This is a genomic window from Rhizobium lusitanum (assembly GCF_014189535.1).
In the GTDB taxonomy this organism is placed as follows: Bacteria; Pseudomonadota; Alphaproteobacteria; order Rhizobiales; family Rhizobiaceae; genus Rhizobium; species Rhizobium lusitanum_C.
The window spans coordinates 492,638-517,621 of sequence record NZ_CP050307.1 but is presented as its reverse complement, the minus strand read 5'-3'; the positions used below and the strand labels follow the sequence as shown (position 1 = coordinate 517,621).

Annotated in this window: 20 protein-coding genes and 2 pseudogenes; 15 read left to right on the top strand and 7 right to left on the bottom strand. The window is 61.1% G+C overall.

From position 1 onward, the window contains the following. Positions 1 to 7: 7 nt before the first annotated feature. Both HB780_RS05330 and HB780_RS05325 read right to left on the bottom strand, forming a co-directional pair. Positions 8 to 697 carry a CoA transferase subunit B gene (locus HB780_RS05330; protein ID WP_183689003.1) on the bottom strand — a complete coding sequence of 230 codons (690 nt, stop codon included), beginning with the start codon at positions 695 to 697 and terminating at the stop codon, positions 8 to 10. Continuing rightward, on the bottom strand, positions 694 to 1,401 hold the full coding sequence (locus tag HB780_RS05325; RefSeq protein ID WP_183689002.1) for a 3-oxoacid CoA-transferase subunit A: 708 nt from the start codon (positions 1,399 to 1,401) through the stop codon (positions 694 to 696). Before HB780_RS05325 ends, HB780_RS05330 begins: the two co-directional genes overlap by 4 nt. A 153-nt stretch (positions 1,402 to 1,554) precedes the next feature. On the opposite strand from HB780_RS05325, the pseudogene HB780_RS05320 reads away from it, so the two are divergent. Continuing rightward, positions 1,555 to 2,311: pseudogene (locus HB780_RS05320) on the top strand (IclR family transcriptional regulator domain-containing protein). Positions 2,312 to 2,317: 6 nt separating this feature from the next. Here the strand turns inward: HB780_RS05320 and HB780_RS05315 are convergent. After that, the gene (locus HB780_RS05315; protein ID WP_183689001.1) at positions 2,318 to 3,205 is read right to left on the bottom strand and encodes a helix-turn-helix domain-containing protein; all 888 of its coding nucleotides are present in this window, start codon (positions 3,203 to 3,205) and stop codon (positions 2,318 to 2,320) included. A 113-nt stretch (positions 3,206 to 3,318) separates the two neighbouring features. Between HB780_RS05315 and pobA the strand changes: the two genes are divergently transcribed. Beyond that, on the top strand, positions 3,319 to 4,491 hold the full coding sequence (gene pobA / locus HB780_RS05310) for a 4-hydroxybenzoate 3-monooxygenase (RefSeq protein ID WP_183689000.1): 1,173 nt from the start codon (positions 3,319 to 3,321) through the stop codon (positions 4,489 to 4,491). A 12-nt stretch (positions 4,492 to 4,503) separates the two neighbouring features. Here the strand turns inward: pobA and pcaQ are convergent, their stop codons facing one another. After that, positions 4,504 to 5,430, bottom strand: a complete 927-nt coding sequence (gene pcaQ / locus HB780_RS05305) for a pca operon transcription factor PcaQ (RefSeq protein WP_183688999.1) — start codon at positions 5,428 to 5,430, stop codon at positions 4,504 to 4,506. A 93-nt stretch (positions 5,431 to 5,523) separates the two neighbouring features. Here pcaQ and pcaD point away from each other — a divergent pair, with 93 nt between their 5' ends. The 8 genes and pseudogenes from pcaD to HB780_RS05265 all read left to right on the top strand — a co-directional run bounded on the left by pcaD (position 5,524) and on the right by HB780_RS05265 (position 14,595). Then, entirely contained in the window at positions 5,524 to 6,336 is an 813-nt protein-coding gene (gene pcaD / locus HB780_RS05300; RefSeq protein ID WP_183688998.1) for a 3-oxoadipate enol-lactonase, read from the top strand. Continuing rightward, positions 6,329 to 6,733: a 4-carboxymuconolactone decarboxylase gene (pcaC, locus tag HB780_RS05295; protein WP_183688997.1), complete on the top strand. Its 405-nt coding sequence runs from the start codon at positions 6,329 to 6,331 to the stop codon at positions 6,731 to 6,733. Before pcaD ends, pcaC begins: the two co-directional genes overlap by 8 nt. Before the next feature lie 12 nt (positions 6,734 to 6,745). Continuing rightward, positions 6,746 to 7,495 carry a protocatechuate 3,4-dioxygenase subunit beta gene (gene pcaH, locus HB780_RS05290; protein ID WP_183688996.1) on the top strand — a complete coding sequence of 250 codons (750 nt, stop codon included), beginning with the start codon at positions 6,746 to 6,748 and terminating at the stop codon, positions 7,493 to 7,495. Between the two features lie 2 nt (positions 7,496 to 7,497). Continuing rightward, entirely contained in the window at positions 7,498 to 8,109 is a 612-nt protein-coding gene (gene pcaG, locus HB780_RS05285; RefSeq protein WP_183689616.1) for a protocatechuate 3,4-dioxygenase subunit alpha, read from the top strand. A gap of 3 nt (positions 8,110 to 8,112) precedes the next feature. Further along, positions 8,113 to 9,168: a 3-carboxy-cis,cis-muconate cycloisomerase gene (locus HB780_RS05280; RefSeq protein ID WP_183688995.1), complete on the top strand. Its 1,056-nt coding sequence runs from the start codon at positions 8,113 to 8,115 to the stop codon at positions 9,166 to 9,168. Between the two features lie 166 nt (positions 9,169 to 9,334). Beyond that, positions 9,335 to 12,974, top strand: a pseudogene (locus HB780_RS05275) (hydantoinase B/oxoprolinase family protein). 9 nt (positions 12,975 to 12,983) lie between these two features. After that, positions 12,984 to 13,514, top strand: a complete 531-nt coding sequence (locus HB780_RS05270) for a winged helix DNA-binding protein (RefSeq protein WP_183688994.1) — start codon at positions 12,984 to 12,986, stop codon at positions 13,512 to 13,514. A gap of 250 nt (positions 13,515 to 13,764) precedes the next feature. After that, positions 13,765 to 14,595 carry an MBL fold metallo-hydrolase gene (locus tag HB780_RS05265; protein WP_183688993.1) on the top strand — a complete coding sequence of 277 codons (831 nt, stop codon included), beginning with the start codon at positions 13,765 to 13,767 and terminating at the stop codon, positions 14,593 to 14,595. Here HB780_RS05265 and HB780_RS05260 read toward each other — a convergent pair. Together HB780_RS05260 and HB780_RS05255 are read right to left on the bottom strand one after the other, a co-directional pair. Further along, positions 14,592 to 15,338 (bottom strand): polysaccharide deacetylase family protein, encoded by a 747-nt coding sequence (locus HB780_RS05260; RefSeq protein WP_183688992.1) that lies wholly within the window; start codon positions 15,336 to 15,338, stop codon positions 14,592 to 14,594. The genes HB780_RS05265 and HB780_RS05260 overlap by 4 nt on opposite strands. Then, positions 15,328 to 16,431: a glycosyltransferase family 4 protein gene (locus HB780_RS05255; protein ID WP_183688991.1), complete on the bottom strand. Its 1,104-nt coding sequence runs from the start codon at positions 16,429 to 16,431 to the stop codon at positions 15,328 to 15,330. Before HB780_RS05255 ends, HB780_RS05260 begins: the two co-directional genes overlap by 11 nt. Before the next feature lie 201 nt (positions 16,432 to 16,632). On the opposite strand from HB780_RS05255, the gene HB780_RS05250 reads away from it, so the two are divergent. Continuing rightward, a complete protein-coding gene (locus HB780_RS05250; RefSeq protein ID WP_183688990.1) occupies positions 16,633 to 18,357 on the top strand; it encodes an adenylate/guanylate cyclase domain-containing protein in 1,725 nt (574 codons plus the stop codon). 29 nt (positions 18,358 to 18,386) lie between these two features. After that, entirely contained in the window at positions 18,387 to 19,265 is an 879-nt protein-coding gene (locus tag HB780_RS05245; RefSeq protein WP_183688989.1) for an FkbM family methyltransferase, read from the top strand. Positions 19,266 to 19,370: 105 nt separating this feature from the next. Here HB780_RS05245 and HB780_RS05240 read toward each other — a convergent pair whose 3' ends face one another. Then, a complete protein-coding gene (locus HB780_RS05240; RefSeq protein ID WP_183689615.1) occupies positions 19,371 to 19,850 on the bottom strand; it encodes a class I SAM-dependent methyltransferase in 480 nt (159 codons plus the stop codon). A 146-nt stretch (positions 19,851 to 19,996) separates the two neighbouring features. Here HB780_RS05240 and HB780_RS05235 point away from each other — a divergent pair, with 146 nt between their 5' ends. The 3 genes from HB780_RS05235 to HB780_RS05225 all read left to right on the top strand — a co-directional run bounded on the left by HB780_RS05235 (position 19,997) and on the right by HB780_RS05225 (position 24,952). Then, positions 19,997 to 21,193, top strand: a complete 1,197-nt coding sequence (locus HB780_RS05235; protein WP_183688988.1) for a DUF3095 domain-containing protein — start codon at positions 19,997 to 19,999, stop codon at positions 21,191 to 21,193. Between the two features lie 352 nt (positions 21,194 to 21,545). Next, a complete protein-coding gene (locus HB780_RS05230; RefSeq protein WP_183689614.1) occupies positions 21,546 to 22,883 on the top strand; it encodes an adenylate/guanylate cyclase domain-containing protein in 1,338 nt (445 codons plus the stop codon). Positions 22,884 to 23,044: 161 nt separating this feature from the next. Continuing rightward, positions 23,045 to 24,952 (top strand): ABC transporter ATP-binding protein, encoded by a 1,908-nt coding sequence (locus HB780_RS05225; RefSeq protein ID WP_183688987.1) that lies wholly within the window; start codon positions 23,045 to 23,047, stop codon positions 24,950 to 24,952. Positions 24,953 to 24,984: the final 32 nt, after the last annotated feature.

Genomic DNA, 24,984 nt, shown 5'->3' with positions numbered 1-24,984 from the left:
CTTCTCCCTAGAGCGCCGGCACGACAAGGTCAGCAACGGAGCCGTTGGCATGGAGCGGAGCGCCGGTCATCGCCTGCAGCTCATCCATGGTCATGGCAGCTAGCTTTTCACGCACGACGAAACCTCCATCGGCGATATCGATGACGGCATGGCTCGTATAGACGCGGGTGATGCAGCCAACGCCGGTGAGCGGGAAGGTACAGGCGTCGACCAGTTTCGGCTTTCCGTCCTTCGTCACATGTTCGGTGATGACGAAAACCTGCTTGGCGCCGTGCACCAGATCCATGGCGCCACCAACGGCCGGCACCCCCCGGGAGCCGACGCGCCAGTTGGCGAGGTCACCATTTTGCGCCACCTGATAGGCCCCGAGGATCGCCACATCCAGATGGCCACCGCGCACCATGGCAAAGCTATCGGCGTGGTGGAAGAAGGCAGCGCCGGGCTTCAGCGTAACGGCCTTCTTGCCGGCGTTAATCAGGTCCCAATCTTCTTCACCCTCCGCCGGCGGCTCGCCGAAATCCAGGATGCCGTTTTCCGTGTGGAAGATCGCCTGGCGTCCCGGAGGCTGGTAGCGGGCGACCATTTCCGGAAAGCCGATGCCGAGATTCACATAGGCGCCGTCTTCGATATCCTGAGCCGCACGCCAGGCGATCTGGGCGTTGGAGAGCTTGATGTCGTCGCGTGTGTCGATGGTCATGCGTATGCCACTCCGGCTCGAATGAGAGTTTCTTCCTGTTGCGGATCGGCGACTTCGACGACGCCGTTGACGAAGATGCCGGGGGTAACGATATGCTCGGGGTCGAGCCCCCCGGCCGCGACGATTTTCGAGACTTGTGCAATCGTCTTGGCGGCAGCCATGCACATCAGCGGATTAAAATTGCGGCCGGCCTTGTTGTAGATGAGGTTGCCATGTTCATCGCCGACCTGGGCTTTGACGATGGCGAAATCGGCCTTGAGCCAGCGCTCCTGGACATAGTTGCGGCCATCGAATTCGGCGACGACCTTGCCGTTTGCAAGCTCGGTGCCGTAGGCGGTTGGCGTGTAGAAGGCCGGGATGCCGGCACCGCCGGCGCGAATGCGTTCGGCCAGAGTACCCTGTGGCACCAGTTCCAGCTCGATTTCGCCCGCCAGATAGCGGTCCGTGAAGGCGCGTGGATCGGATGAGCGCGGGAAAGAGCAGATCATTTTCTTGACCATGCCCGCATCAATCATCGCCGCGATGCCAATACGCCCGTTGCCGGCATTGTTGTTGATGACGGTCAGGTTCTTGGGGCCCTTGTCGATCAGCGCATGGATGAGCTCGATCGGCGCACCGGAGCCGCCGAAACCGCCGATCATGACGGTCGCGCCGTCGCCGATATCCGAGACGGCAGCCGCCGTACTCGCAATTGTCTTGTCCATGCGGAAACTCCCGTTAGCCATTGCGGGCGGATAAAGACGGCCCGTCCTCTCCCTTCGAAATAGATCAGCATGGGCTGGACGGCAATTAATTTGTGCGTTATTTTATTTTTGTTCATATATCGCACAAATTCAGATGCGTGATCGGAGGATGCAATGCGCGAAACGGATTTCGTCAGCGGCTTTGCCAGGGGCCTGAAGGTCATCGAGGCTTTCGGCGAGACCCAGCAGCGCCTGTCGATTGCCGAAGCGTCGAAGCTGACTGGGCTCGACCGTGCCACGGTGCGCCGCTCGCTGCTGACGCTGGCCGAGCTTGGCTATGCCGACTATGACGGGAAATTCTTCACGCTGACGCCGAAGATCCTGCGGCTTGGCCATGCCTATCTCGCCGCCACGCCGCTGCCGACGATCATCCAGCCCTATCTCGATCAACTTGCAGAACAGGCCGGCCACAATGCCTCGGCCTCGGTGCTCGATGGCACAGAGGTCGTCTATATCGCCCGGGCGTCGCAGCGCCGGGTGATGTCGATCAATCTGACGCCGGGCAGCCGCCTGCCCGCCTTCTGCGCCTCCATGGGCCGCGTCCTGCTTGCTTCCTTGTCGGAGAACGAAGCGCGCGCCGTTCTGGCCCGAACGGAACTCAAGGCAAATACGCCGAATACAAAGACGGACCCGGATGAGCTGATGGCCGAGTTTCGTCGGGTGCGGGCTGAGGGGCTACGCCGTCATCGACCAGGAACTGGAAATCGGCCTTTGCTCCATCGCTGTTCCCGTGGAGAACGATCGCGGCCAGACGGTCGCGGCCATCAACATCGGCGCCCCAGCCGCCTATGTCGCCGCCGCCGAAATGGCCGAACGGTTTCTGCCGCTATTGCGGGAGACGCAAAAGGCGTTGCGATTGGTTTTGCGCTGAGAAACCCTACACCCCAAGCCTATCCCGCTCGGCAATGCGCCAGGCGCGCGGCGTCTCGCCGGTCTGCTTCAGGAAGAAACGTGAGAAATAGGCGGGATCGGCAAAACCCAGGCGATAGCCGATCTCCTGCACCGAACCGAAGGTGAAGACCAATTCGCGCCTGGCTTCATCGATCAGTTTGCGGGCGATCAGTTCATGTGCGCCATAGCCGGTTTTTCCGCGCACGATGCGGTTCAGATGCGTTGGCGAGATGCCGAGTGCTTCTGCGTAGAAGGCTGCCGGCTTATGCGAGCGGAAATGTCGCTGGATCAGGCCATACAGTATTTCCATCCGCCGCTCGCTTTCGTCGGAAGCGCCCTGCCCTTCGCCCTCCCGCTGAGACAGCCGGGCGGTCAGAAGCAGCGACGATGTCAGATAGGCTTCGAGCAGATCGTTGCGGCCACCACGCCGGTTGGCGAATTCGCTACCGAGGCGCCTCAGTGTCCCAGCGACATACGTCGCATCCTCATTCTCCATATCGAGCCGCGTCAGGTGCGGCTTGGCCAGCCATTCGCCGAGCCGGCTGCGGTCGCCGGGTGAGGTCTTGAGGTGCGAGATCAGCACGGTGATGACGAAGCCGTCTATATCGCGGGAAAAGCGGAAGCCGTGGTTGAGGCGCGGAGGCACAGTGATGACGGTGGGCGGCATGATCGCATGGCTTTCGCCGTCGAAGACCGCGTCGCCCGAGCCGGCGTCTATGTACAAGATCTGAAAGAAACTCTCGTGGCGATGTGGCCGGATTTCCCAATGATGCAGACTGCTACGCGAGGGTATGGTTTCGCAATGCAGCCAGAAATCAGGCTTCCGGCCGGTATTTTCACCATAGAGCTCATAGGTTGGCACAGGTCTCGACATGGCTCTCTCCCTTCGCCATGTTCGATTTGTGCAATTTTTCGGGTAAAATGTCCATTGTTACCACCCTCTTTCCCGCGCAAAATTCGACGAAAGACGAAGCGCGGGAGGAGACCATGCGTACTCAGGTTGCCATTATCGGTTCGGGTCCATCCGGTCTGCTGCTTGGCCAATTGCTGACGGAAGCAGGCATCGACAACGTCATTCTCGACCGCGTCGGCAAGGACTATATCCTCGGCCGCGTGCGCGCCGGCGTGCTGGAGGAAGGCACGGTCTGGCTGATGGACAAGGCCAAGTCCGCTGCGCGGCTGCACGCCGAAGGCCTACCGCATGACGGTTTTTCGCTGGCTTTCGACGGCCGTGATCACCGTATCGATCTTCATGGACTGACCGGCGGCAAGCGCGTCATGGTCTATGGCCAGACAGAACTGACCCGTGATCTGATGGCACGCCGCGAACAAAGCGGGGGACTGACGATCTATGACGCCGCCAATGTTTGCCCGCATGATTTCGACATGGCCGCACCCTATCTTACTTATGAGAAGGGCGGCGTCACCCACCGCATCGACTGCGATTTCATCGCCGGTTGCGACGGCTTTCATGGCGTCAGCCGCAAATCGGTTCCGGAAAAATCGATCCGAAGCTTCGAGAAGATCTATCCCTTCGGCTGGCTCGGCCTGCTCGCCGACGCCCCGCCCGTCAATCATGAATTGATCTATGCCAACCATCCGCGCGGCTTTGCGCTCTGCTCGATGCGGTCGATGACACGCAGCCGCTATTACATCCAGTGCCCGCTGGATGAGAAGATAGAGAACTGGAGCGACGACCGCTTCTGGGACGAACTGCGCCACCGCCTGCCCGCACACCATGCCGAGGCCCTAATCACCGCGCCGTCATTCGAGAAGTCGATCGCGCCGCTGCGCTCCTTTGTCGCCGAGCCCATGCGCTTCGGACGCCTGTTCCTCGTCGGCGATGCCGCCCATATCGTTCCACCGACGGGCGCCAAGGGCTTGAACCTTGCGGCAAGCGATGTCTACTATCTCTTCTCGGGCCTTGCCGAACACTATCAGGAACGCTCCAACGCCGGCCTGGACGCCTATTCCGCTCATGCGCTTGCTCGCGTCTGGAAGGCGGTGCGCTTTTCCTGGTGGATGACGACGATGATGCATCGCTTTCCCGATACCGGCGATTTCGACCAGAAGATCCAGGAGGCGGAACTGGACTATCTCACGCGTTCCCGCGCTGCCTCGACAGCCCTTGCGGAAAATTATGTCGGCTTGCCCTATTGAGATTGAAGCGGCTTAACGCTTCTTCGCAACCTCGTCGGCCGCCTCACGGATCGTCTGCATCAGGATCGACAAGGGCATGCTGGGGATGGCGTCAGTACGCATGGTCAGCCCAACCGGCCCCTTCGTCTCGCTGGTGTCGATCGGTAGCAGACTGAGCAGACCATCCTCGACGTCGCCGGCGACGACGCCGGTCGAAATGATCCAGACGGCGTCGCTGGAGCGAACGAAGGCGCGGCCAAAAGAGTCCGATACCGTCTCGATCTGGCTTGGCAGGCTGGCAACGCCGTTGGCGATCAGGAAGCTCTCGACAGAGGGCCGGATGATCGAGCCGCGCGAGGGCATCAGGATCGTGTATTTGCCGAGATTGGAAAACAGCGATTGTCTGCCCTTCAGCAACGGATGCCCTGCCCGCACCACGAAGACGACCTGTTCGGAATAAAGGTGTTCGAAGGAGAAGCCCGTCATCTTGTCAGCACTGCTCAGGCGTCCGACGACGAGATCGAGGTCGCCAACGCGGAGCTGCTCGAGAAGAACGGCATTCTCGCCGGTGACGATCTTGATGCGGCTCCAGGTCTCTTCCTTCAGGAACAGTTCCATCGCCCGCGGCATGATCCGCGTCGACACCGTCGGCAGCGCGCCAATCCGGACCGGTGGCGCTTCGCCGGATCGCTCCTGCGAAACGGAATCGATGCCCTGCCTCAGTGCCGTCAGCGCCGCCCCCGCATGACGCAAGAAGACTTCGCCGTAGCGGGTGATCTTGATGCCGCGCCCGTCGCGCTCGAACACCGCAACGCCCAGCGCCTCCTCCAATTCACGGATGGTCTTGGTCACCGCCGGCTGGCTGACATGCAGGAGCCCAGCTGCCTTGACCACGCTTTTCTGTCGCGCGACCTCGACAAAAGTCTGGAGATGGCGGAATTTGACGCGCGTGTCGATCATGCCGATAATAACCTTTTGGTTATCGGAAAGCCATAAAATATCATTTTACTTAACCAAATTAAACCTACAATCTCGCTGTCGAGGAGATTTCCAGTGCAGTTCGCCCGTATCAACGACGTCACGATCCACTATCAGATCATCGGCGCTGCCGGTGACAAGCCGGTGCTTGTCTTTGCCAATTCGCTCGGCACGGACTTCCGTATCTGGCGCGACGTCATTGTGCGGCTCGCCGGCGATTTCGCCATCGTTCTCTACGACAAGCGCGGCCATGGCCTCTCCGATATCGGCCAGGTGCCCTATGCCATCGAGGATCATGCCACAGATCTCGCCGGGCTGCTTGATCTGCTCAATGTGAAGAATGCCATCATTTGCGGCCTTTCCGTTGGCGGGCTGATCGCCCAGTCGCTCTATCAGCGCCGGCCGGATCTGGTGCGGGCGCTCATCCTCTGCGACACGGCTCACAAGATCGGCACCGCCGACAGCTGGAATGCCCGCATCGCGCAGGTCGAAGCGCATGGCATCGAATCGATTGTCGACACGGTGATGGAGCGCTGGTTCACGCCGGCTTTCCGCCGCCCGGAAAACACCGCCTTCGCCGGCTATTCCAACATGCTGACCCGCCAGCCGGCGGCTGGCTACGCGGCGACCTGCGCTGCGCTGCGCGATGCCGATTTTACCGATGCAGCGAAGAAGATCGCGGTGCCGACCATCTGCATCGTCGGCGATCAAGACGGCTCGACACCGCCGGACCTGGTGTTGTCGACCGCCAAGCTCATTCCGAACGCGCGCTATGAGGTGATCAAGGACGCGGGTCATATCCCTTGCGTCGAACAGCCCGAGGCGCTGACCGCCGTCATCCGCGCCTTCATCGATTTCGCCTTGCATGGAGAAAAGCCCCATGAATGAACCCAACGCCCCGTCCGAGCGCTACCGCCAGGGCATGGCGACGCGGCGCGCCGTTCTCGGCGACAGCCATGTCGACCGCGCCCAATCGGCATCGACCGAGTTCGACCAGCCGTTCCAGGAGCTGATCACCGAAGCCGCCTGGGGCCATGTCTGGTCGCGTCCGGCGCTCAGCAAGCGCGAGCGCTCGATCGTCACGATCGCGTTGCTGGCGGCGCTCGGCCAGGACGACGAGGTGGCGATGCATGTCCGCGCGACTGCCAATACCGGCGCGACACGCGACGATGTCAGCGAAGCGCTGCTGCATGTGGCAATCTATGCCGGCGTGCCGGCCGCCAATCACGCGATCAAGATCGCCAAGAAGGTTTTCGAACAGATGGACGCCGAGAAGGCGGCTTGAAGCGAGGCAAAGATGTCTGACAAAAGCAATAGCAGGCCCGAAACCGGCGCCTTTTTCGCCCGCGACCGCGCCTGGCATGCGCCAGCCTTGACGCCGGGCTACAAGACCTCGGTGCTGCGCTCGCCGCAACGGGCGCTCCTGTCGCTGGACAGCACGATCTCCGAAATCACCGGTCCGGTCTTTGGGCACTCCATTCTCGGCGAGCACGATAACGACCTGATCCACAACTTCGCCAAATCAGGCGAAAGTGCCATCGGCGAACGCATCATCGTGCATGGGCGCGTGCTGGATGAGCGCAACCGGCCAGTTCCGGGCGCTCTGCTCGAATTCTGGCAGGCCAATGCCGGCGGGCGTTATCGCCACAAGAAGGAGACCTATCTTGCCGCCCTCGATCCGAATTTCGGCGGTTGCGGTCGCGCCATCACCGACGAGGACGGCCATTATGCCTTCCGCACGGTTCGGCCAGGTGCCTATCCCTGGCCGAACGGCGTCAACGACTGGCGGCCGGCACATATTCACTTCTCTGTCTTCGGCCATGGCTTCGCGCAGCGACTGATCACACAAATGTATTTCGAGGGCGATCCGATGATCTGGAAATGTCCGATCGTCGGCACGATCCCCGACAAAAAAGCGATCGAGCAACTGATCGCGCCGCTCGACTGGGGCAATACGATCCCGATGGACGCGCGCGCCTATAAATTCGACATCGTACTGCGCGGACGCCGCTCGACGCTGTTCGAAAACCGACTGGAGGGCAACTGATGGTGCAGGAACTCGGCTACCTCAAGGAAACGCCGTCGCAGACAGCCGGCCCCTATGTCCATATCGGCCTGACGCCGAACTTTTGCGACATTGGCGGCGTCTATGACGTCGATCTCGGCACATCCATGGTCAATGACAAGACGCTTGGTGAGCGCATCACGGTCAAGGGCCGGATTTTCGACGGCGCCGATACTTTGGTGAAGGATGCTGTCGTCGAGATCTGGCAGGCCGACAGTGCCGGGCTCTACAACAGCCCTTCGGAAATGCGTGGCGCGGCCGATCCCAATTTCACCGGTTGGGGCCGCTGCCCGACCAGCGCCGAAGACGGCGTCTTCTCCTTCGAGACGGTGAAGCCCGGCCGCGCTCCCTATAAGGACGGGCGCAAGATGGCACCGCATATCACGCTCTGGATCGTGGCGCGCGGCATCAATATCGGCTTGCATACGCGCCTGTATTTCCCGGATGAAGCCAAGGCCAATGCCGAGGATCCTCTGCTCGCCCGCATTGAGCATCGCCAGCGTGTCGCCACCCTGATCGCCAGCCAGGAGGGATCGGTCTATACACTCGACGTGCATTTGCAGGGCGACAAGGAAACGGTTTTCCTCGATATATAGACCATGAGCATTTCCGCCTTCGACCACCCGTTTCTCTCCGGCCTCCTCGGTGACGAGGAGATTTCCGCTTATTTTTCAGTGGAAGCCGATATCCGCGCCATGCTCGCTTTCGAGGCAGCGCTCGCCAAAGCCGAGGCGCGGCATGGCGTCATTCCGCAGGAGGCGGCGCAACGGATCGCCGAGGTCTGCGGCACGTTCCAGCCCGACATCGCCAGCCTGAAATCCGCGACGGCCACGGATGGCGTCGTCATTCCCGATCTCGTCAAGCAGTTGCGCAAGGCGGTGGGCGGCGATGCTGCGCAGCATGTGCATTTCGGCGCCACCAGCCAGGATGTCATCGATACCAGCCTGATGATCCGCCTCAAGGCGGTCGCTTTCCTGTTCACCGGTCGTCTTTACGCCATCACGGCCGGGCTCGAAAAACTCGACAGGCAATGTGGCGAGAACCGGCTAATGGGCCGTACCCGCATGCAGGCCGCCATTCCGATGACGGTCTCCGACCGGTTGCGCGCCTGGCGCGATCCGCTCGACAAATATCGCGATCGGCTAACGCAGGAGACCTTTCCCCTCCAGTTCGGCGGCGCGGTCGGCACACTGGAAAAGCTTGGACCGAAAGCCGCCGACATCAGGACGTCGCTGGCGCAGGAGCTTGATCTGACGGACGAGCCGCAATGGCAGAGCCAGCGGGCAAGGATAGCCGAGCTTGCCGGCCTGCTCTCGCTGATTTCAGGCAGCCTCGGCAAGATCGGCCAGGACATCGCCCTCCTCGCGCAGGCCGGTGACGAAATCGAACTTACCGGCAGCGGCGGCTCCTCGGCCATGCCACACAAGCAGAACCCGGTTGCCGCCGAGACGCTGGTCACGCTCGCCCGCTTCAACGCCGTTCAGCTCTCCGGCATTCATCAATCGCTAGTGCACGAACAGGAGCGCTCGGGCGCCGCCTGGACGCTGGAATGGCTGTTAATGCCACAGATGGTGATGGCAACCGCTGCGTCACTTCGATCGGCGCGGGAATTGATCGGGAACGTGAAGCGGCTCGGGGCAACTTCTCCAGCCTGAATTCAGCGCTAGGCAATCCCGCACGCATTATCGTCCACCCGCTTTTGTGACCCTCCTCATCCGCACAGGATTGCGCCGTCAAACGCACCTTGGTCAAAACTAACTGTTGACGATAAAACATCGACGATTTATCGATATTTTATCAGTAAGCATTTTAGCGGTTTTGATGGAGGCGGTCTTGTCAGGCAGCGTAGCGGGTCATTGGGATTTCTGGATCGATCGTGGCGGCACTTTCACCGATATCGTCGGGCGTGACCCCTCGGGAGAATTGCACGCCCGCAAGGTCCTGTCGGAAAATCCCGAGGCCTATCGCGATGCTGCCGTCTATGGCATTCGCCTGCATCTGGGTCTGGCAAACGGCGAGCCGATCCCCGCCGGTCTGATCGGCGAGGTGCGCATGGGCACGACGGTCGCCACCAACGCGCTTCTGGAGCGCAAGGGCGAGCGGCTGGCGCTGGTGACCACCAAGGGCTTCCGCGACGCACTGCGCATCGGCTATCAGGAGCGCAAGAAGATCTTCGCGACCGAGATCATCAAGCCCGAAGCACTCTATGACGATGTCGTGGAGCTTGATGAGCGTGTGCTGGCGGACGGCACGGTAGAACTTGCCCTCGACGAGCAGGTGACAGAGGCCGCCCTGCGGGACCTGCGCGCCAAGGGCTACCGAGCCGTCGCGATCGTCTTCATGCATGCCTATAAATTCCCCGCCCATGAGGCGGCCGTTGCCAGGATCGCCCGCACTATCGGCTTCGAACAAGTCTCCGTCAGCCATGAGGTTTCGCCGCTGATCAAGCTGGTCGGTCGTGGCGATACGACCGTGGTCGATGCCTATCTCTCGCCTGTGCTCGGCCGTTACATCGGTCAGGTTTCCGACGAACTCGATATCGCCCGCACGGGCGCGCGCGTCATGTTCATGATGTCCTCGGGCGGATTGACGGCCGCCGATATGTTCCAGGGCAAGGATGCCATTCTCTCCGGCCCTGCCGGCGGCGTGGTCGGCCTTGCCAAGACCGGAGAACAGGCCGGCTTCGCCAATGTCATCGGTTTCGACATGGGGGGGGACATCGACAGACGTGGCGCATTTCGACGGCGAATATGAGCGCGCTTTCGAAACGGAAGTCGCCGGTGTCCGCGTCCGCGCGCCGATGATGCTGATCCATACGGTCGCCGCCGGTGGCGGCTCGATCCTGCATTTCGATGGCGACCGTTTCCGCGTCGGCCCGGATTCCGCCGGCGCCTTTCCCGGCCCAGCTTGTTACCGCAATGGCGGCCCACTGGCCGTCACCGACGGCAATGTCATGACTGGCAAGCTCCTGCCGGAATTCTTCCCGGCCATCTTCGGCCCGAACCAGGATCGGCCGCTGGATGTCGAGACGGTACGTGGCAAGTTCGCCGACCTTGCAGCCAGGATCGGTGACGGCCGCAGCCCGGAAGAGGTGGCGGACGGCTTCATTCGCATTGCCGTCGCCAACATGGTCGAGGCGATCAAAAAGATTTCAGTGCAGCGCGGCTATGACGTGACACGCTATGCCCTCAACTGCTTTGGTGGTGCGGGCGGGCAGCATGCCTGCCTGGTCGCCGATGCGCTGGGCATGAAAAGCATCCTTCTGCACCCGATGTCGGGCCTGCTTTCCGCCTATGGCATGGGCCTCGCCGATATCAGGGCGACACGCCAGAAGGCGCTCGGCGTGCCACTCGATGCAGCTGCACCTGCCGCCATCGCAGCGCTCGGCAAGGAGCTGCAGGGCGAATGCCTGCCTGAGCTGGAAACGCAAGGCGTAGCGACGGCCGACATCCGCACCGTCCTGCGCGCCCATATCCGCTATGCTGGCACGGATACGATGCTGACGGTCGAAGTGACCTTCCCCGAACTCGATCATCCCACGCGACTGCGCAGCGAGTTCGAAGTGCTACATAAGCGACGCTTCGGTTTCATCGCCGAGGATAAGCCGCTGGTGGTCGAGGCTGTCGAAGTCGAGACCATCGGGGGTGCCGTGGCAGAGATCGATCTCGAACGGAAAGAAGCGGGCAAGGGCGAAGCCGATGCGGCTCGCCACACCGCCTTCCACTCCCAGGGGGAGAGCCATGACGCCGCCGTCGTGCTGCGCGAGGCGATCTTGCCCGGCCAAACCGTCACCGGACCGGCCATCATCATCGAGCCGAACCAGACCATCGTCATCGAAGACGGCTGGCAGGCGAAGCTGACGGCGAAGGACCACGTCGTTCTCACCCGTATCAAGGCGCTGCCGCAGCGCACCGCCATCGGCACCAGGGCCGATCCGGTGATGCTGGAGATCTTCAACAATCTCTTCATGTCGATCGCCGAACAGATGGGCGTGACGCTGCAAAACACTGCCTATTCCGTCAACATCAAGGAGCGGCTGGACTTCTCCTGCGCCGTCTTCGACGCCGAGGGCAATCTCGTTGCCAACGCGCCGCATATGCCGGTGCATCTCGGTTCCATGGACGCCTCGGTCGCGACCGCCATCCGTGAGAACCCGGTCATCCACCCCGGCGACGTCTTCCTGATCAATGCGCCTTACAACGGCGGCACGCACCTGCCCGACCTCACCGTCTGCACGCCGGTCTTCGACGATGCCGGCAAGGAGATCCGCTTCTGGGTCGCCAGCCGTGGCCATCACGCCGATATCGGCGGCATCTCGCCGGGCTCGATGTCACCGCTTGCCACCCATATCGAGGAGGAAGGCGTTTATATCGACAATTTCAAGCTGCTCGACCGTGGCCGTTTCCGCGAGGAGGAATTGTCGTCGCTCTTGCTTGGCGCGCGCTATCCCGTGCGGCAGCTGGCGCAGAACGTCAACGATCTGAAAGCGCAGGTCGCCGCTAATGAGAAGGGCGTCGCCGAACTGAAGAAGATGATCGTCCACTTCGGCGAAGACGTGGTCGATGCCTATATGGGCCATGTCCAGGACAACGCCGCCGAAAGTGTGCGCCGCGTTCTCGACCGCCTGCCCGATGGCGAATTCAGCTATGAGATGGATCAGGGCTGCAAGATCGTCGTCAAGATTTCGATCGACCGGGACAAGCGCGAGGCGACGGTGGATTTTACCGGCACGTCCGAGCAACGCGCCGACAATTTCAACGCGCCGCAGCCGGTGACCCGCGCCGCCGTGCTCTATGTCTTCCGCGTTCTGGTCGAGGCCGATATCCCGATGAACGCCGGGTGCCTGCGGCCGGTCCGCATCGTCATTCCGGAAGGCACGATGCTGACACCGAAATATCCAGCCGCCGTCGTTGCCGGCAATGTCGAAGTCAGCCAGGCCGTCACCAACTGCCTGTTCGGCGCGGTCGGCACGCTTGCCGCCGCGCAAGGGACTATGAACAACCTCACCTTCGGCAATGAAGTCTACCAATATTACGAGACGATCTGCTCCGGCGCTCCCGCCGGCCCCGGCTTCAGCGGCGCCGATGCGGTTCACACCCACATGACCAATTCGCGTCTGACCGACCCGGAAATCCTCGAGACCCGCTTCCCTGTGGTGCTGGAAGATTTCCATATCCGACCGAACTCCGGCGGACGCGGCAAATGGAACGCCGGCAACGGTACACAGCGCACCATCCGCACCCGCGAAAAACTGGAATTCGCCGTGCTGTCAGGCCATCGCCGCATCGCGCCCTTCGGCGTCAAGGGCGGCGAGCCGGGTCAGACCGGGCGCAACTATGTCCGGCGCAATGACGGCGAGATCGAGGAGTTGATCGGCTCCGCCCATACGGTGCTCGATACGGGCGAGGCCTTTACCGTGGTCACGCCGACCGGCGGCGGCTACGGCAAGAAAGAGAGATAGGAGCGCTCTTTGGACAAGTCGAAGGAAGCAAAATCTCCGCGTGACCTGATCGTGTCGTCCGCCCATCTGGCGGTCGGCACCTCTCCGGCCCTCTCCGAACTCGAATACGGATCGATCCTGTTTTCGCACGCGTTCAATCGCTGGATGGTACGCTGCATGGCAGCCGCCGGCGCGCCCGGCCTCTCGCCGATCGAGATACTGATCATTCATTCCGTTCGGCACAGGGACCGGCCGAAGACGCTCTCCGATCTCTGCCTCGTGCTCGACATTGAAGACACGCATGTCGCCAATTATGCCGTGAAGAAGCTGGGGGCTGCCGGCCTCGTCAAGACCGGCAAGAGCGGCAAGGAAAAGCTGATCCAGGTGACCGACAAGGGCCTGGAGGCACTGACGCGCTATTCCGAGATCCGCGAGCGATTGTTGGTAGAGGCGACCAAGGTCTCTGGCTTGTCGCAGGACGATCTTTCCGGGATCGCATCGCATCTGAGGACGCTGTCGGGTTATTACGAACAGGCAGCCCGGTCGGCCGCGACCCTGTGATCGTTTTTTCAAGCACATGATGCTCTTTTCTTCGAGGCCATACTTGGTTCTCGAAAGATTATCTATTCCGCCACTGCGTACCTATATTAGATCAGTGCGATCTTTTGTTGAACGTCAGCCGAGCACTCGCTCTCATGAAGCGACGGGATTTTGTTTTCGCAGAAGTATGACTTTTGTGAAAATTGCTGGCTTCGCACGGTAGGAAAAGTGTGCTTACGTTGACGGAAAGGGGAATGGTGTCAAAACTTCTATGAAAAACGATAGTTTCGAGCTTAGATTCTGGGGTGTGCGGGGAAGTATCCCCGTATCAGGACCGGAATTCGAGCGTTACGGCGGGAATACGTCCTGCATCGAGTTACGGCATGACGGCAGGCGCATTATTTTTGACGCCGGAACCGGAGCGCGGGAAGCGGCGTTGTCGCTCGCCAAAGATGGCGTGCACGCGGTCGATGTCTTCTTCACCCACTCGCACTACGACCACATGATCGGCTTGCCCTTCTTCAAGGCCATCTACGATCCCGGGGTCAGCGTCGATCTCTGGTCGGGCCATCTCGCAGGCAAAACGACGACGCGGCAACTGATCGGCCAGTTCATGCGTCCGCCCTGGTTTCCGGTGGAACCGGATATCTGTCGCGCCACCATGGGTTTCCGTGATTTTGCGCCCGGCGACACGCTGAAGCCACATCCGGGCATCGTCATCCACACCGCCAAGCTCAACCATCCGGGCGGTTGCGTCGGCTACCGTATCGAATGGGCTGGCCGGATCATCGCGCTGGTCTACGATACCGAGCATGTGAACGGCCATATGGACGAAGCCGCCCTTTCACTGATGGCCGGAGCCGATCTCGCGATCTATGATACGACTTACACCGAGGCGGAGATGTCGAAGTATCAGGGCTTCGGACATTCCACCTGGCAGGAAGGCGTCAAATTGGCGAAAGAGGCGGGTGCGAAGCGCCTTGCGCTTTTCCACCATGCGCAATGGCGCACGGACAAGGACCTGGACGATATGCAGCGCGATGCGCGCGAAAGCTTCCCCGGCGCCTTTGCCGCTTTCGACCGCCAACTCCTCGAGCTTTAAGCCATGAAATCGCCGACCGGGCGCCAGTCGATGGCGGCATGGCCGGCCGTTTCCTGAAATAGCGTATCGACGAAATCCCAGGCGAGCGCATCGTGGACGAGATGATGCGTCAGAATGCCGATCGGCTCGTCATTGCCGTCGAAGCGGTTTTTGAGCTCGCCAACCAAAACCTCCACCAGTTCTCCATGTGGACGCCCCCCGTACGTGCCGTGCCAGTCCATGATGTCCACATGGGTATTGACCAGGGCGATCGGCCTTGGTTTCGCCAGACCGTAGACGGAGACGGCGCGATAGCCGAAGGGGGCAAGCTCGGGCAGCAGCGCCTTGTCGATGCGGTTCCACGGCGGCACCAGCATCGGCGCGAATTGTCGGGGGTAGAGCTCTCTGAGCTTGTCGAAACCCTGGCGGAGTTCATAGAGCACAATCGCCTGCGGGCGGTGCAGGCCTAGCTCCTGCTTCTTCGCCTCATCCGGCGCATAGTTGCGATGCGTCCAGCCATGGACCGTGACAGTCACCGCTTCCTGACGTGCCAGGCGCTCGGCGAGCAGCTCGCCGGTGGGGCCGGGAATGACCGCCAGAGCCATGGGGACGGCATAACGATCCGAGAGCGTCAGTAACTGATCGAGGGCCGCAGTCGGCTCGATGGCATCATCATCGCGAAACCATAGCGTCGCCTTTCGCCCGGCCTCGACCCAGCGCTGCAATTCATCGCGCAGGGGCTGCCATTCGGCTCTATCGGTCATAATAGGTGTCTCCCAGATGTTTCCGCAGAATGGCCTCAAGTCGTCTCGAGGCCGCAATCAAGGACCGTTCTTCATGAACGAAGCGATAGGCGGCCTTGGCCATCGCTAGCCGCTCCCCGTCGTCGCCCAGCAATCGTGCGATCGCGTCAGCATAGGTTTTCAGATCGCCATCAGGCGTCAATATTCCCGTTACCCCGTTCATCACCACTTCCGGCACACCGGCGGTTGCCTGCGCCACGACCGGCAAGCCCGCCGCTTGCGCTTCGAGATAGGCAAGGCCATAGGCCTCGCCGCAACCGGGCCAGACATAGACGCCCCCTGCCCGCAACTCCTCCGCGATCTCCGGCGCCGTGCGTTCTCCGAGCCAGGTGATGCGGTCGCTCTGGAAACCGGAAAACAGGGCTCGCACCTCTGCCCGCATCGGTCCATCGCCGATAATGGTCAGCGTCCAGTCCCGATCGGAAATCAGCTCCAGTGCTCTGGCAAGCATCACGTAACTGTCGAATTTGTCGCCGCGACGCGTCATCGCAACGGTGATCAACCGATGTGGCGCATGCTCGCTGGCCAGAGGTTCGAAATGAGCAGCGTCGATAAATGGCAGGAAGCGCTCATATCGGCCTTCGGGGATGGCGTCGATAAGGCCGATCCGATCGCGCTCTGTAAAGCATAGATTGACGGCCGCCTGCCGCACGGCGTCGGCGACGAGGCGCTGGTTGTCGCTCCAGCCGCTGTCGTCATGCCGCCTGCCATAGGATGCCTCGGCGGTGACATAGGCGATCCCGAGGCTGGCCGCGATCTTGGGACCGATCATGTCGGGCGTCTTGTAGTAGGGATGGTAGGTAAACCAGAGGTCGGGCGCACTCTCGCCGCGCCATTTTTCCAGCAGCCTTTCGATTTCCTCCTCCGCTTTCCGGGCGATTTCGGCACGCGGCCCAGCCTCCGGCGTCGGCGTGAAACTGCGCAGTTCCGAGGCCAGTTCGACCCTGTGCCCAGCCATCTCGAAGGCGGCAATGATCAGCCGTGCCATCAGCCGGTCACCAGACGGAACGGGATGGTTGGGCGATTTCAGAGGGGCGTAGAAGGCGATCTTCATGGCGCGGGCCAATAGTTGACGATTAAGTGATAGTTCCGCGCGGAAATGTGACAGGAAATGCCCGAATTCCGACGGGTTGCGTGACGATTAAGGCCCCAGCTTCAACGCTCGCATTCTCGACAGCATGCGGCATTGCAGCTAGATGATTAGGCGATAACTGTTTTCCGTTCCCTTGTGAACGGGCAATGTAAATTGGATTTGATGACCACAGAGGCAAGAAAACCCATCATATCCGATCGCCTCGTGCGCAAATTCCGGCTTGGTTCCGGTTTGATCATCTTCGTTTTCGTGATCATGCATCTAGCCAATCACTCCCTCGGATTGATCTCGCTCAGCGCTGCCACCGAGGCGCAGCATTGGTTCATGGCGGTCTGGCGCAACCCGGTTGGCACCGTTCTTTTCTACGGTGCTTTAATCGTCCATATCCTCCTCGTCCTGCGCATGCTCTACAAGCGCCGCACCCTGGTCATGCCGGCGGGGGAAGCCTTCCAGATCGTTACCGGCTTGCTGGTGCCTCTGCTGTTGATCGACCACATCATCGCCACCCGCGTTGTTCACGAGATCTACGGCTATCACGACAATTACCGCGCCATCGTTCGCGGCCTCTGGGTCACTTCGCCGCTCAATGGCTTGCGTCAGTCGATCGTGCTGCTACTCGTCTGGCTCCATGGCTGCATCGGCATTCATTTCTGGCTGCGCTATCGCGCCTGGTACACGGCCATCGCACCGGTCATGTTGTCCTTCGCCATCACCCTGCCGGTTCTCGCCCTGCTGGGTTTTGCAGCCATGGGAAAGGTGGTATCGCACGAGGCGGCGCAGGAGGACGAGCGCGGTCTTCGGGGCGGTTATTACAGCGACTTGCGCAGCCTTGGCGAAACCGGCTCCTTACCGGGCAGCCAGGTAAGCATTACCCTGTGGCCGTATCGCGCCGGCTTTTATGGTGCTTTCAGCATGTCGATCCTCAGCCTCTTCGCCTTCCGCACCCATCGAAGACTGCGCGAACGGCAATATCAGGTGGCGATCCGCTATGCGGGCGGCGAAGTCGTGCATGCGCCGCGCGGCTTCACCGTACTCGAAGCGAGCCGTCTCGGCGGCATCCCGCATTATTCCGTCTGCGGCGGCAAGGGGCAATGTTCCACCTGCCGCGTCCAGGTTATCGAGGGCGCCGACAATCTGCCGCCGCCCGAGGGGCTGGAGCAGAAGACCCTGAACCGGATCGGCGCCACGCCGGATGTCCGCCTCGCCTGCCAATTGCGCCCGACGGGAAATATCAGTGTCGTGCCGCTTCTAACGCCGATGGCGGAAACGGCCATTCCCGTCTACAGCCAGACGGCAAGTCCGGGCCGCGAGCGCGAGATCGTTGTCTTCTTTTGCGACCTGCGCCACTTCACGGCGCTCACCGAGGCACGCCTGCCCTTCGACATTGTCTTCCTGCTCAACCGCTATTTTGCCATTGTCGGCCGCATCGTCGAGGAGAATGGCGGCCGGATGGACAAGTTCATCGGTGACGGCGCCATGGCGCTGTTCGGCCTGCGCACCACGCCAAAGGAAGCCAACCGTCAGGCGCTGAAAGCGGCTGCCGAGATCGTCCGGGAAATCGACAAGCTGAGCGCGGAACTCGCCGACGACCTGAGAGCTCCGCTCGAAATCGCCATTGGCCTGCATACTGGCTCGGCGGTGGTCGGCTCGATGGGCTATGGCAATGTCAAGAACGTGACGGCGATCGGCGATACGGTCAACGTCGCAAGCCGTCTCGAAAGCGTCGCCAAGGAATTCAACCGCACGCTCGTCTTTTCCGAACCGGTGGCGAGCCTTTCCGGCGTCGATATCGCCGGTATCGAAAGCCGCGAGATCGCCGTTCGCGGCCGTGGCGAACCTCTACGCGTCTATATCGTGCGGAAGGAAGAGAGTACCCGCTTTGCATAGACCCTTCAGGCGTATATGGATGGCGCCCGATGTTCGACACTAAGATTCTGACCACTAAATTCTGGAAGCGCGCCCTCCGAAAGAACAGGGATCGCCTTGCTACGCACCTGTTCGACACCCGCCTTGGCCGCGATATCCTCATCAGCGCTATCGGCCCCCGCGTGAAGACCATGACGGTGGATTGCGGCGATCACCTTATGAGCTTTTCGCCGGCCGACTACATTGGCCGTAAAGTGTTCCGCAAGGGGCATTTCGAGCGTGACCATGTCGACCGGCTGCTGACGGTGCTGCGCGAGCGCGGCCTGCTGCGCAAGGGAACCGTGCTGCTCGAACTCGGCGGCAATATCGGCACGCAGACCTGCTACTTCGCGCTCAGCGGCGCCTATCGGCGGATCGTCACCGTCGAGCCCGACCCGCGCAATTTCCGGCTTCTGTCGGTCAATATCGCCGATAACGGCTTTCAGGATCTGGTGACCGCCGTCAATTGCGCCGCCGGCGACCGCGATGGGGAGCTCGATTTCTACCTGAACCACAAGAACCATGGCAAAAGCAGCGCCTTGCGCCAAAGCCCGAACGACGAGAAGATTTCCGTGCCGGTCCGGCCTGTCGCCGATATTCTCGGTCAGGCTGGCGTCGAGGCCGCAGATATCGGGCTGATCTGGATGGATATCGAAGGCTACGAGCCTGTCGCTGTCAGATCCATGCGGGCGCTTATGGCCCTCAAGGTGCCGCTTTATATGGAGTTCACACCGGCCTTCTACGGCAAGGAGCAGACGACGGCTTTCATCGCCGATCTCACTGCCTACTATACAGAATGCCTCGCTTTTTTCGAGGACCGTACCGTGCCGATGAAGGTCGCCGACCTGCCGACCGAGGGCGAGCAGTTCGACGTCCTCTTCCTGCGCTAGAGCAATTCCAGGAAAAGTGCGAAGCGGTTTTCCGCCCGGAATTGCGTAAAAACAAAAAGTTGGAACGTTTCAGCGATTCTAGGAAGCGCTGAAACGTTCCGACGCCTATCGGCGCCGATAGATGAAATAGCGGCCCGCCTTCACACCCGGCGGCAAAGGCAATGGCTCGAGATCGGGATGATCGAGCGAGAGACCGCTGATCGCGAGACCGCGCGAGGCCAGCACGCCCACCATGATCTCGGGCAGCCAGGTCAGGGTCACCGCATCCTTTTCCTCATAACCGGTGCCGATATCGGCATGGGCAAGCGACGCGCCGATGCCGATGAAATCTCGGGCGGTGTCCTTGATCTCGCCGAGTACCAGATTGCCTGCTTCAGGCATCGACGGACCATAAGCGTTGGCGGCGCGGTCGAAGGCGACGATCCGGCGGTCGGGGAAAAGCTCGCGCAGGTGATCGAACGTGCGGCCGTTGCCAAGCCCAAGCTCCAGCACGGGACCGTCGAGCATTTTGACCTTGTCGGCAGTGGCGTTGAGAATGTCGCGCTGTGCGGTCAGGCGACGGATGAAACTATCCAGGCGGCTCATCGTATCTGTCTTGTCCTTGACGTCGTGGTATCTCTCTGCGAGCCGGAGTAGCATGGCAAATGTCGCCGCGTCGACCGCTTGCTGGTTTTTCGACGCGGTTACTGTAGGGATAGATTGTTGCGGCGCGCATAGAAGGGAGATGTGTCATGGCCGATCCGAACGACGATTTCTTCCGTGCATTGCCGGTTTTTACCCATTTTGAGGGCGTGGCGGACATCGACAACTACCAGCCGCTTCCCGATGACTGGTTGCTGGCGGTGGCCGATATCGTCAGCTCGACCAATGCGATCGCCTCTGGTCACTACAAATCCGTCAACATGGCTGGCGCCAGCGTAATTTCCGCCGTGCTCAACGCGCTGGACAAGGGCGATTACCCCTTCGTCTTCGGCGGAGACGGCGCTCTTGTGGCTATCCCTCCTTCCGGTGAAGTGCGCGTGCGGGAAGCGCTCTCAGCCGTGCGGACCTGGGCGACGGAAGAGTTGCAGCTCAGCCTGCGCACCGCGCTGGTACCCATGGCGGACGTTCGCGCCGAAGGACTGGATGTACGCGTTGCCCGCTTCAGCCCCAGCGATTTCGTGTCCTACGCCATGTTCGCCGGCGGTGGTGCGAGCTGGGCGGAAAGCCAGATGAAGGCAGGACGCTTTGTCGTCGAGGCGGCAGCACCGGAGACGCGGCCGGACCTGACCGGCCTCTCCTGCCGATGGAACCCGATCAAGGCGCAGAATGGCGAGATCGTCTCGATCATCGCCGTTCCTGACGCTGCGGGCAGCGGCCCGGAATTTCGGCGCCTGGTGACCGATGTTATCGCCATTTCCGTGGGGCAGGACCGCGACGGCCATCCCGTCCCCGTCGAAGGCCCTACACTGGCGCTTGTCTTCAAAGGTACCGAGATCGAAGCCCGCGCCACCGCGCTGGCGGCCAATCGCTGGCGGCGCAAGCTTGCGATCGCCGCCCAGATCGTTTTCGTCTACATTCTCGACAAATTCGGCATCCGCCTGGCAAACTTCGACGCCAAGATCTATCGACGTGACCTCGCCGCAAATTCCGATTTCCGCAAATTCGACGATGGGCTGAAGATGACCATCGATGTCGATGCGGCGCATCTCGGGCGCATTGAGGCGCGGCTGCGCGCGGCCGAGGCCGAAGGCGTCTGCCGTTATGGCCTGCATCGGCAGGACAGCGCGCTCATGACCTGTTTCGTGCCGACACCGCTGATGCGCGACCATATGCATTTCATCGACGGCGCCAGCGGCGGCTATGCGATGGCGGCTATGGCATTGCGTAAAAAACTGCACGCCGGCGAAACCACGGCGGCGGCCCTGCCTTCGCCCGGCATGCCATGACGATTTTCATCGCGGGCGGATTTTTATTACGCCCCGTCGTTTTCAACCATTGTTTCAGCGAGATGAGAACCTTATTTGAGGAGAACAAAACGAGAGCCGGTAGATCTGTCGGCCTATTTTCCAATGCGTCATATGTTCGCCTGGAGGCGGCAAAGGCGCGTTGAAATCTTTTCAGGGCGTCGGCGCGATTCTGAGTTTCGGAGGAAGTGTGCCGTCGCTTGTCGGGTATTTCTCTCATCCGACCTATGCCAATAGGCCTGGAGACGATGGTGCCGAGCCCACATCATGTGATCGGTAGCGCGTTGCCGAGGATGAGCAGTTCTTTTGATTGCAAGGATAGGCCGTGGCGGCGATGACAGTTCATTCGAGTGTTTCCGATATTTTTCTGGACAAGGTCGCGGAATGGCTAACCCAGGCGGCACTGACCGGCGAAGACCTGGAGACCATCGTTCGCGGTTTCTGCGAGCGGATGGCGGCTTCCGGCCTGCCGATCGCCCGCGTGCACCTGACCTTTTCGATGCTGCATCCGCTCTATGACGCGCTCGGCTTCACCTGGCGGCGCGCCGGTGGGTTAACGATCGAAGGCTACCGGCATACGGACGACAAGCCGGACCGCTTCGTGCAAAGCCCCTATTATTATCTGCTTTCCAACAATCTCCTGCATCTGCGCCGCCGGATCGACGTCGATGGGCCGCTGGAATTTCCGGTCTTCGGGGACCTGCGCGGAGAAAAGATTACCGACTACATAGCCTTCGTACAGACCTTTGGCGCCGGCTCGACCCAGGGGATGATGGGCTCCTGGTCGACCGACAGCATCAGCGGCTTTAGCGAGGAAATGATCGGCGCGCTGATGCGCATGCAGAACCACCTTGCCATGGCGGCCAAGGTGGCGGTTCTCGGCAAGCTCGCCAACAACATGCTGACAACCTATCTCGGCGGCGACGCCGGCAAGCGCGTCCTGAACGGCCAGGTCCGCCGCGGCGACGGTGAGACTATTCGCGCGGCCCTCGTCATGGGCGACATGCGGGAATCGACCGTTTACGCCGAGAAAGAAGGGCGCCAAGCCTATATCGATACGCTGAACGAGTTCTTCGACGCCATCGCCGCGCCATTCAACCGCAACGGCGGCGAGATTTTGAGTTTCCTGGGCGATGGCTTTCTCGCCGTCTATCCCTGCGGCCGGCACAAGGATCCCTCCAAGGTCGCCTGTGAGGCGGCACTATCCGCCGTTTTCCAGGCGCAGAACCGGGTCACCGCGCTGAACAAGGATCGTCAGAGCCGTGGCCTCAGCGAAGTGCGCTACGGCATAGGGCTGCATGTCGGCAACGTCATGTTCGGCAATGTCGGGCTGAAGGACCGCTTGACCTTCTCGGCCTTCGGCGCCGCCGTCAACGAGGTGCAGCGGCTACAGTCGCTGACCAAGAAATATTCGACGGAAGTGATCGCGAGCCAGGCTTTTTCCGGTTACACCGACAGCGAATGGGTGACGCTTGGCGAAGAGCGGCTGCGCGGCGTGCGGCAGCGTTTCACGGTCGTCCATCCAAAGGCCAATGCCGCGCAGAACGGTACTTCCGAAGTCTTTCACGATACAGCGATCGACGCTCTGTCGGAGGCTGAGCAGGTTATTCTGCTGCACCGGGACGCCAAGAAGTTCGAGAACCGCCCGCAAGTCGAAAAGTTCATTCAATGATAATAAGGCATGCTTAGTTAAGCATTTCCCGATAGATCATTGGAAAAATGACAGTTTTTTTACTGTTCAAGTCCTGCTTTGACCAACTGGACACCCGTTATGGCCTACGTTAGTGTGCCAAATGGGACCGTATAAGGTCGTGCAATTGGGACTACACAGGCATGGCGTCAGGGACTGATTTATTGCGTATCGAGAACCTCGACGTCTCGTTCTCGATTTACGGGGACAAGTTGCGCGTGGTGAAAAACGCCAACTTGCGGGTTCTCCCCGGCAAGGTGACGGCGCTGGTCGGCGAGTCCGGTTCCGGCAAGTCGATCATCAGCCAGTCGATCATGGGCATCCTGCCGACGCCCGCGCAGGCGAGCGGCCGTATTCTGTTTACCGATCCGCTCGACGGTCAGACCACCGACATTCTGCAACTGCCGCGTGACGGCATCGCGATCCGCCAGATGCGCGGCGCGCGCATGGCCAACATTTTTCAGGAGCCGATGACCTCGCTGTCGCCGCTGCATACGGTTGGCGACCAGGTCAGCGAGGCGCTGCGCATCCACAACCCTGCTCTCAGCAAGGCCGAGCAGCGCGAACAGACCGAGGAGATGCTCAGTCTCGTCGGTTTTCAGAATCCACACCGTACCTTCGACATGTATCCGTTCGAGCTGTCGGGCGGCATGCGTCAGCGCGCGATGATCGCGATGGCGCTGATCTGCAATCCGGCGCTGTTGATCGCCGACGAGCCGACGACGGCGCTCGACGTCACCATCCAGGCGCAGATCCTCGGCTTGCTGCGCAGCCTGCAGCAGAAATTCAACATGGCCATGCTGCTGATCACCCATGATCTCGGTGTCGTTGCCAACATGGCCGACGAAGTCGTGGTGATCTATCACGGCGAGATCATGGAGGCCGGGCCGGTCGAGACCATCTTCCGCCAGCCGCAGCATCGCTATCTAAAGGCGCTGATGTCAGCGGTGCCACATTTCGACATGAAACCAGGCGAGCGGCTGAAATCGCTGCGCGACGTGCCGGTCAATCTCGGCACCTTCTCCGGCAAGAAGAAAATCGCCAAAGACAATGCCGGCGGCAAGGCCGCGCCAGAAGTACTGCTTTCGGTGCGTAACCTCGTCAAGACCTATACGTCCAAGGGAGGCGGCCTGTTCGGTCGTCGGGAGGGAACGAGGTTTCGAGCGGTCGACGATGTCAGTTTCGATATCCGCCGTGGCGAGTGTCTGGGGCTCGTCGGTGAAAGCGGTTGCGGCAAGACGACAGTCAGCAAGATCCTGATGCGTGCCGTCAGCGCCGACAGCGGCTCGGTGAGCTTCAACGACAGCGACGGCAAGATCGACGTGCTGGCGGTCAAGGGCGACGCGCTCATGGATTTGCGCACGAAGATCCAGATGGTGTTCCAGGACCCGGTTTCCTCCCTGTCGCCGCGCATGACGATCCGCAACATCCTGAGCGAGCCACTGGAAATCCACCGGCACGGCGACAGCGCCGAGCGCACGGAAAAGGTCAAGGGGCTGATGCAGGCGATCGGGCTCGATCAGCACTATCTGAGCCGCTACCCTCACAGCTTTTCCGGCGGCCAGCGCCAGCGCATCGGCATTGCCCGCGCTCTTGCTCTCGGGCCGAAGCTCTTGATCCTCGACGAGCCCGTCTCGGCGCTCGATGTCTCGGTACAAGCACAAATCCTCAATCTTCTCAAGGATTTGCAGAAAGAGCTTGGCCTTACCTACCTCTTTATTTCGCACAACCTCGCCGTCGTCGACTACATGGCGGACCGTATCGCCGTCATGGCGCGCGGCCGCATCGTCGAGATCGCTCCGCGCGAGATCATCCTTCGCGATCCGGTCCATCCCTATACCCGCTCGCTGCTGGCCGCCGTCCCCTTCCCCGACCTTGATCGGCCGCTTGATTTCTCGGCGCTGAACAGCGAAGGTCCGGCCGCCAAGCAGAATTGGGGGCCGCATTTTGCGGAAGAAGACGGCGGGGATCTCGCCTATGCCGATCTTGGCGGCGGTCATTTCGTGCGCGCTCGCCGCGGCGCCGATGTTCAGGAATTGCGCGCGTGGTAAGCCGTCGAACCTTCCTTGGCCTGATGGCCTCC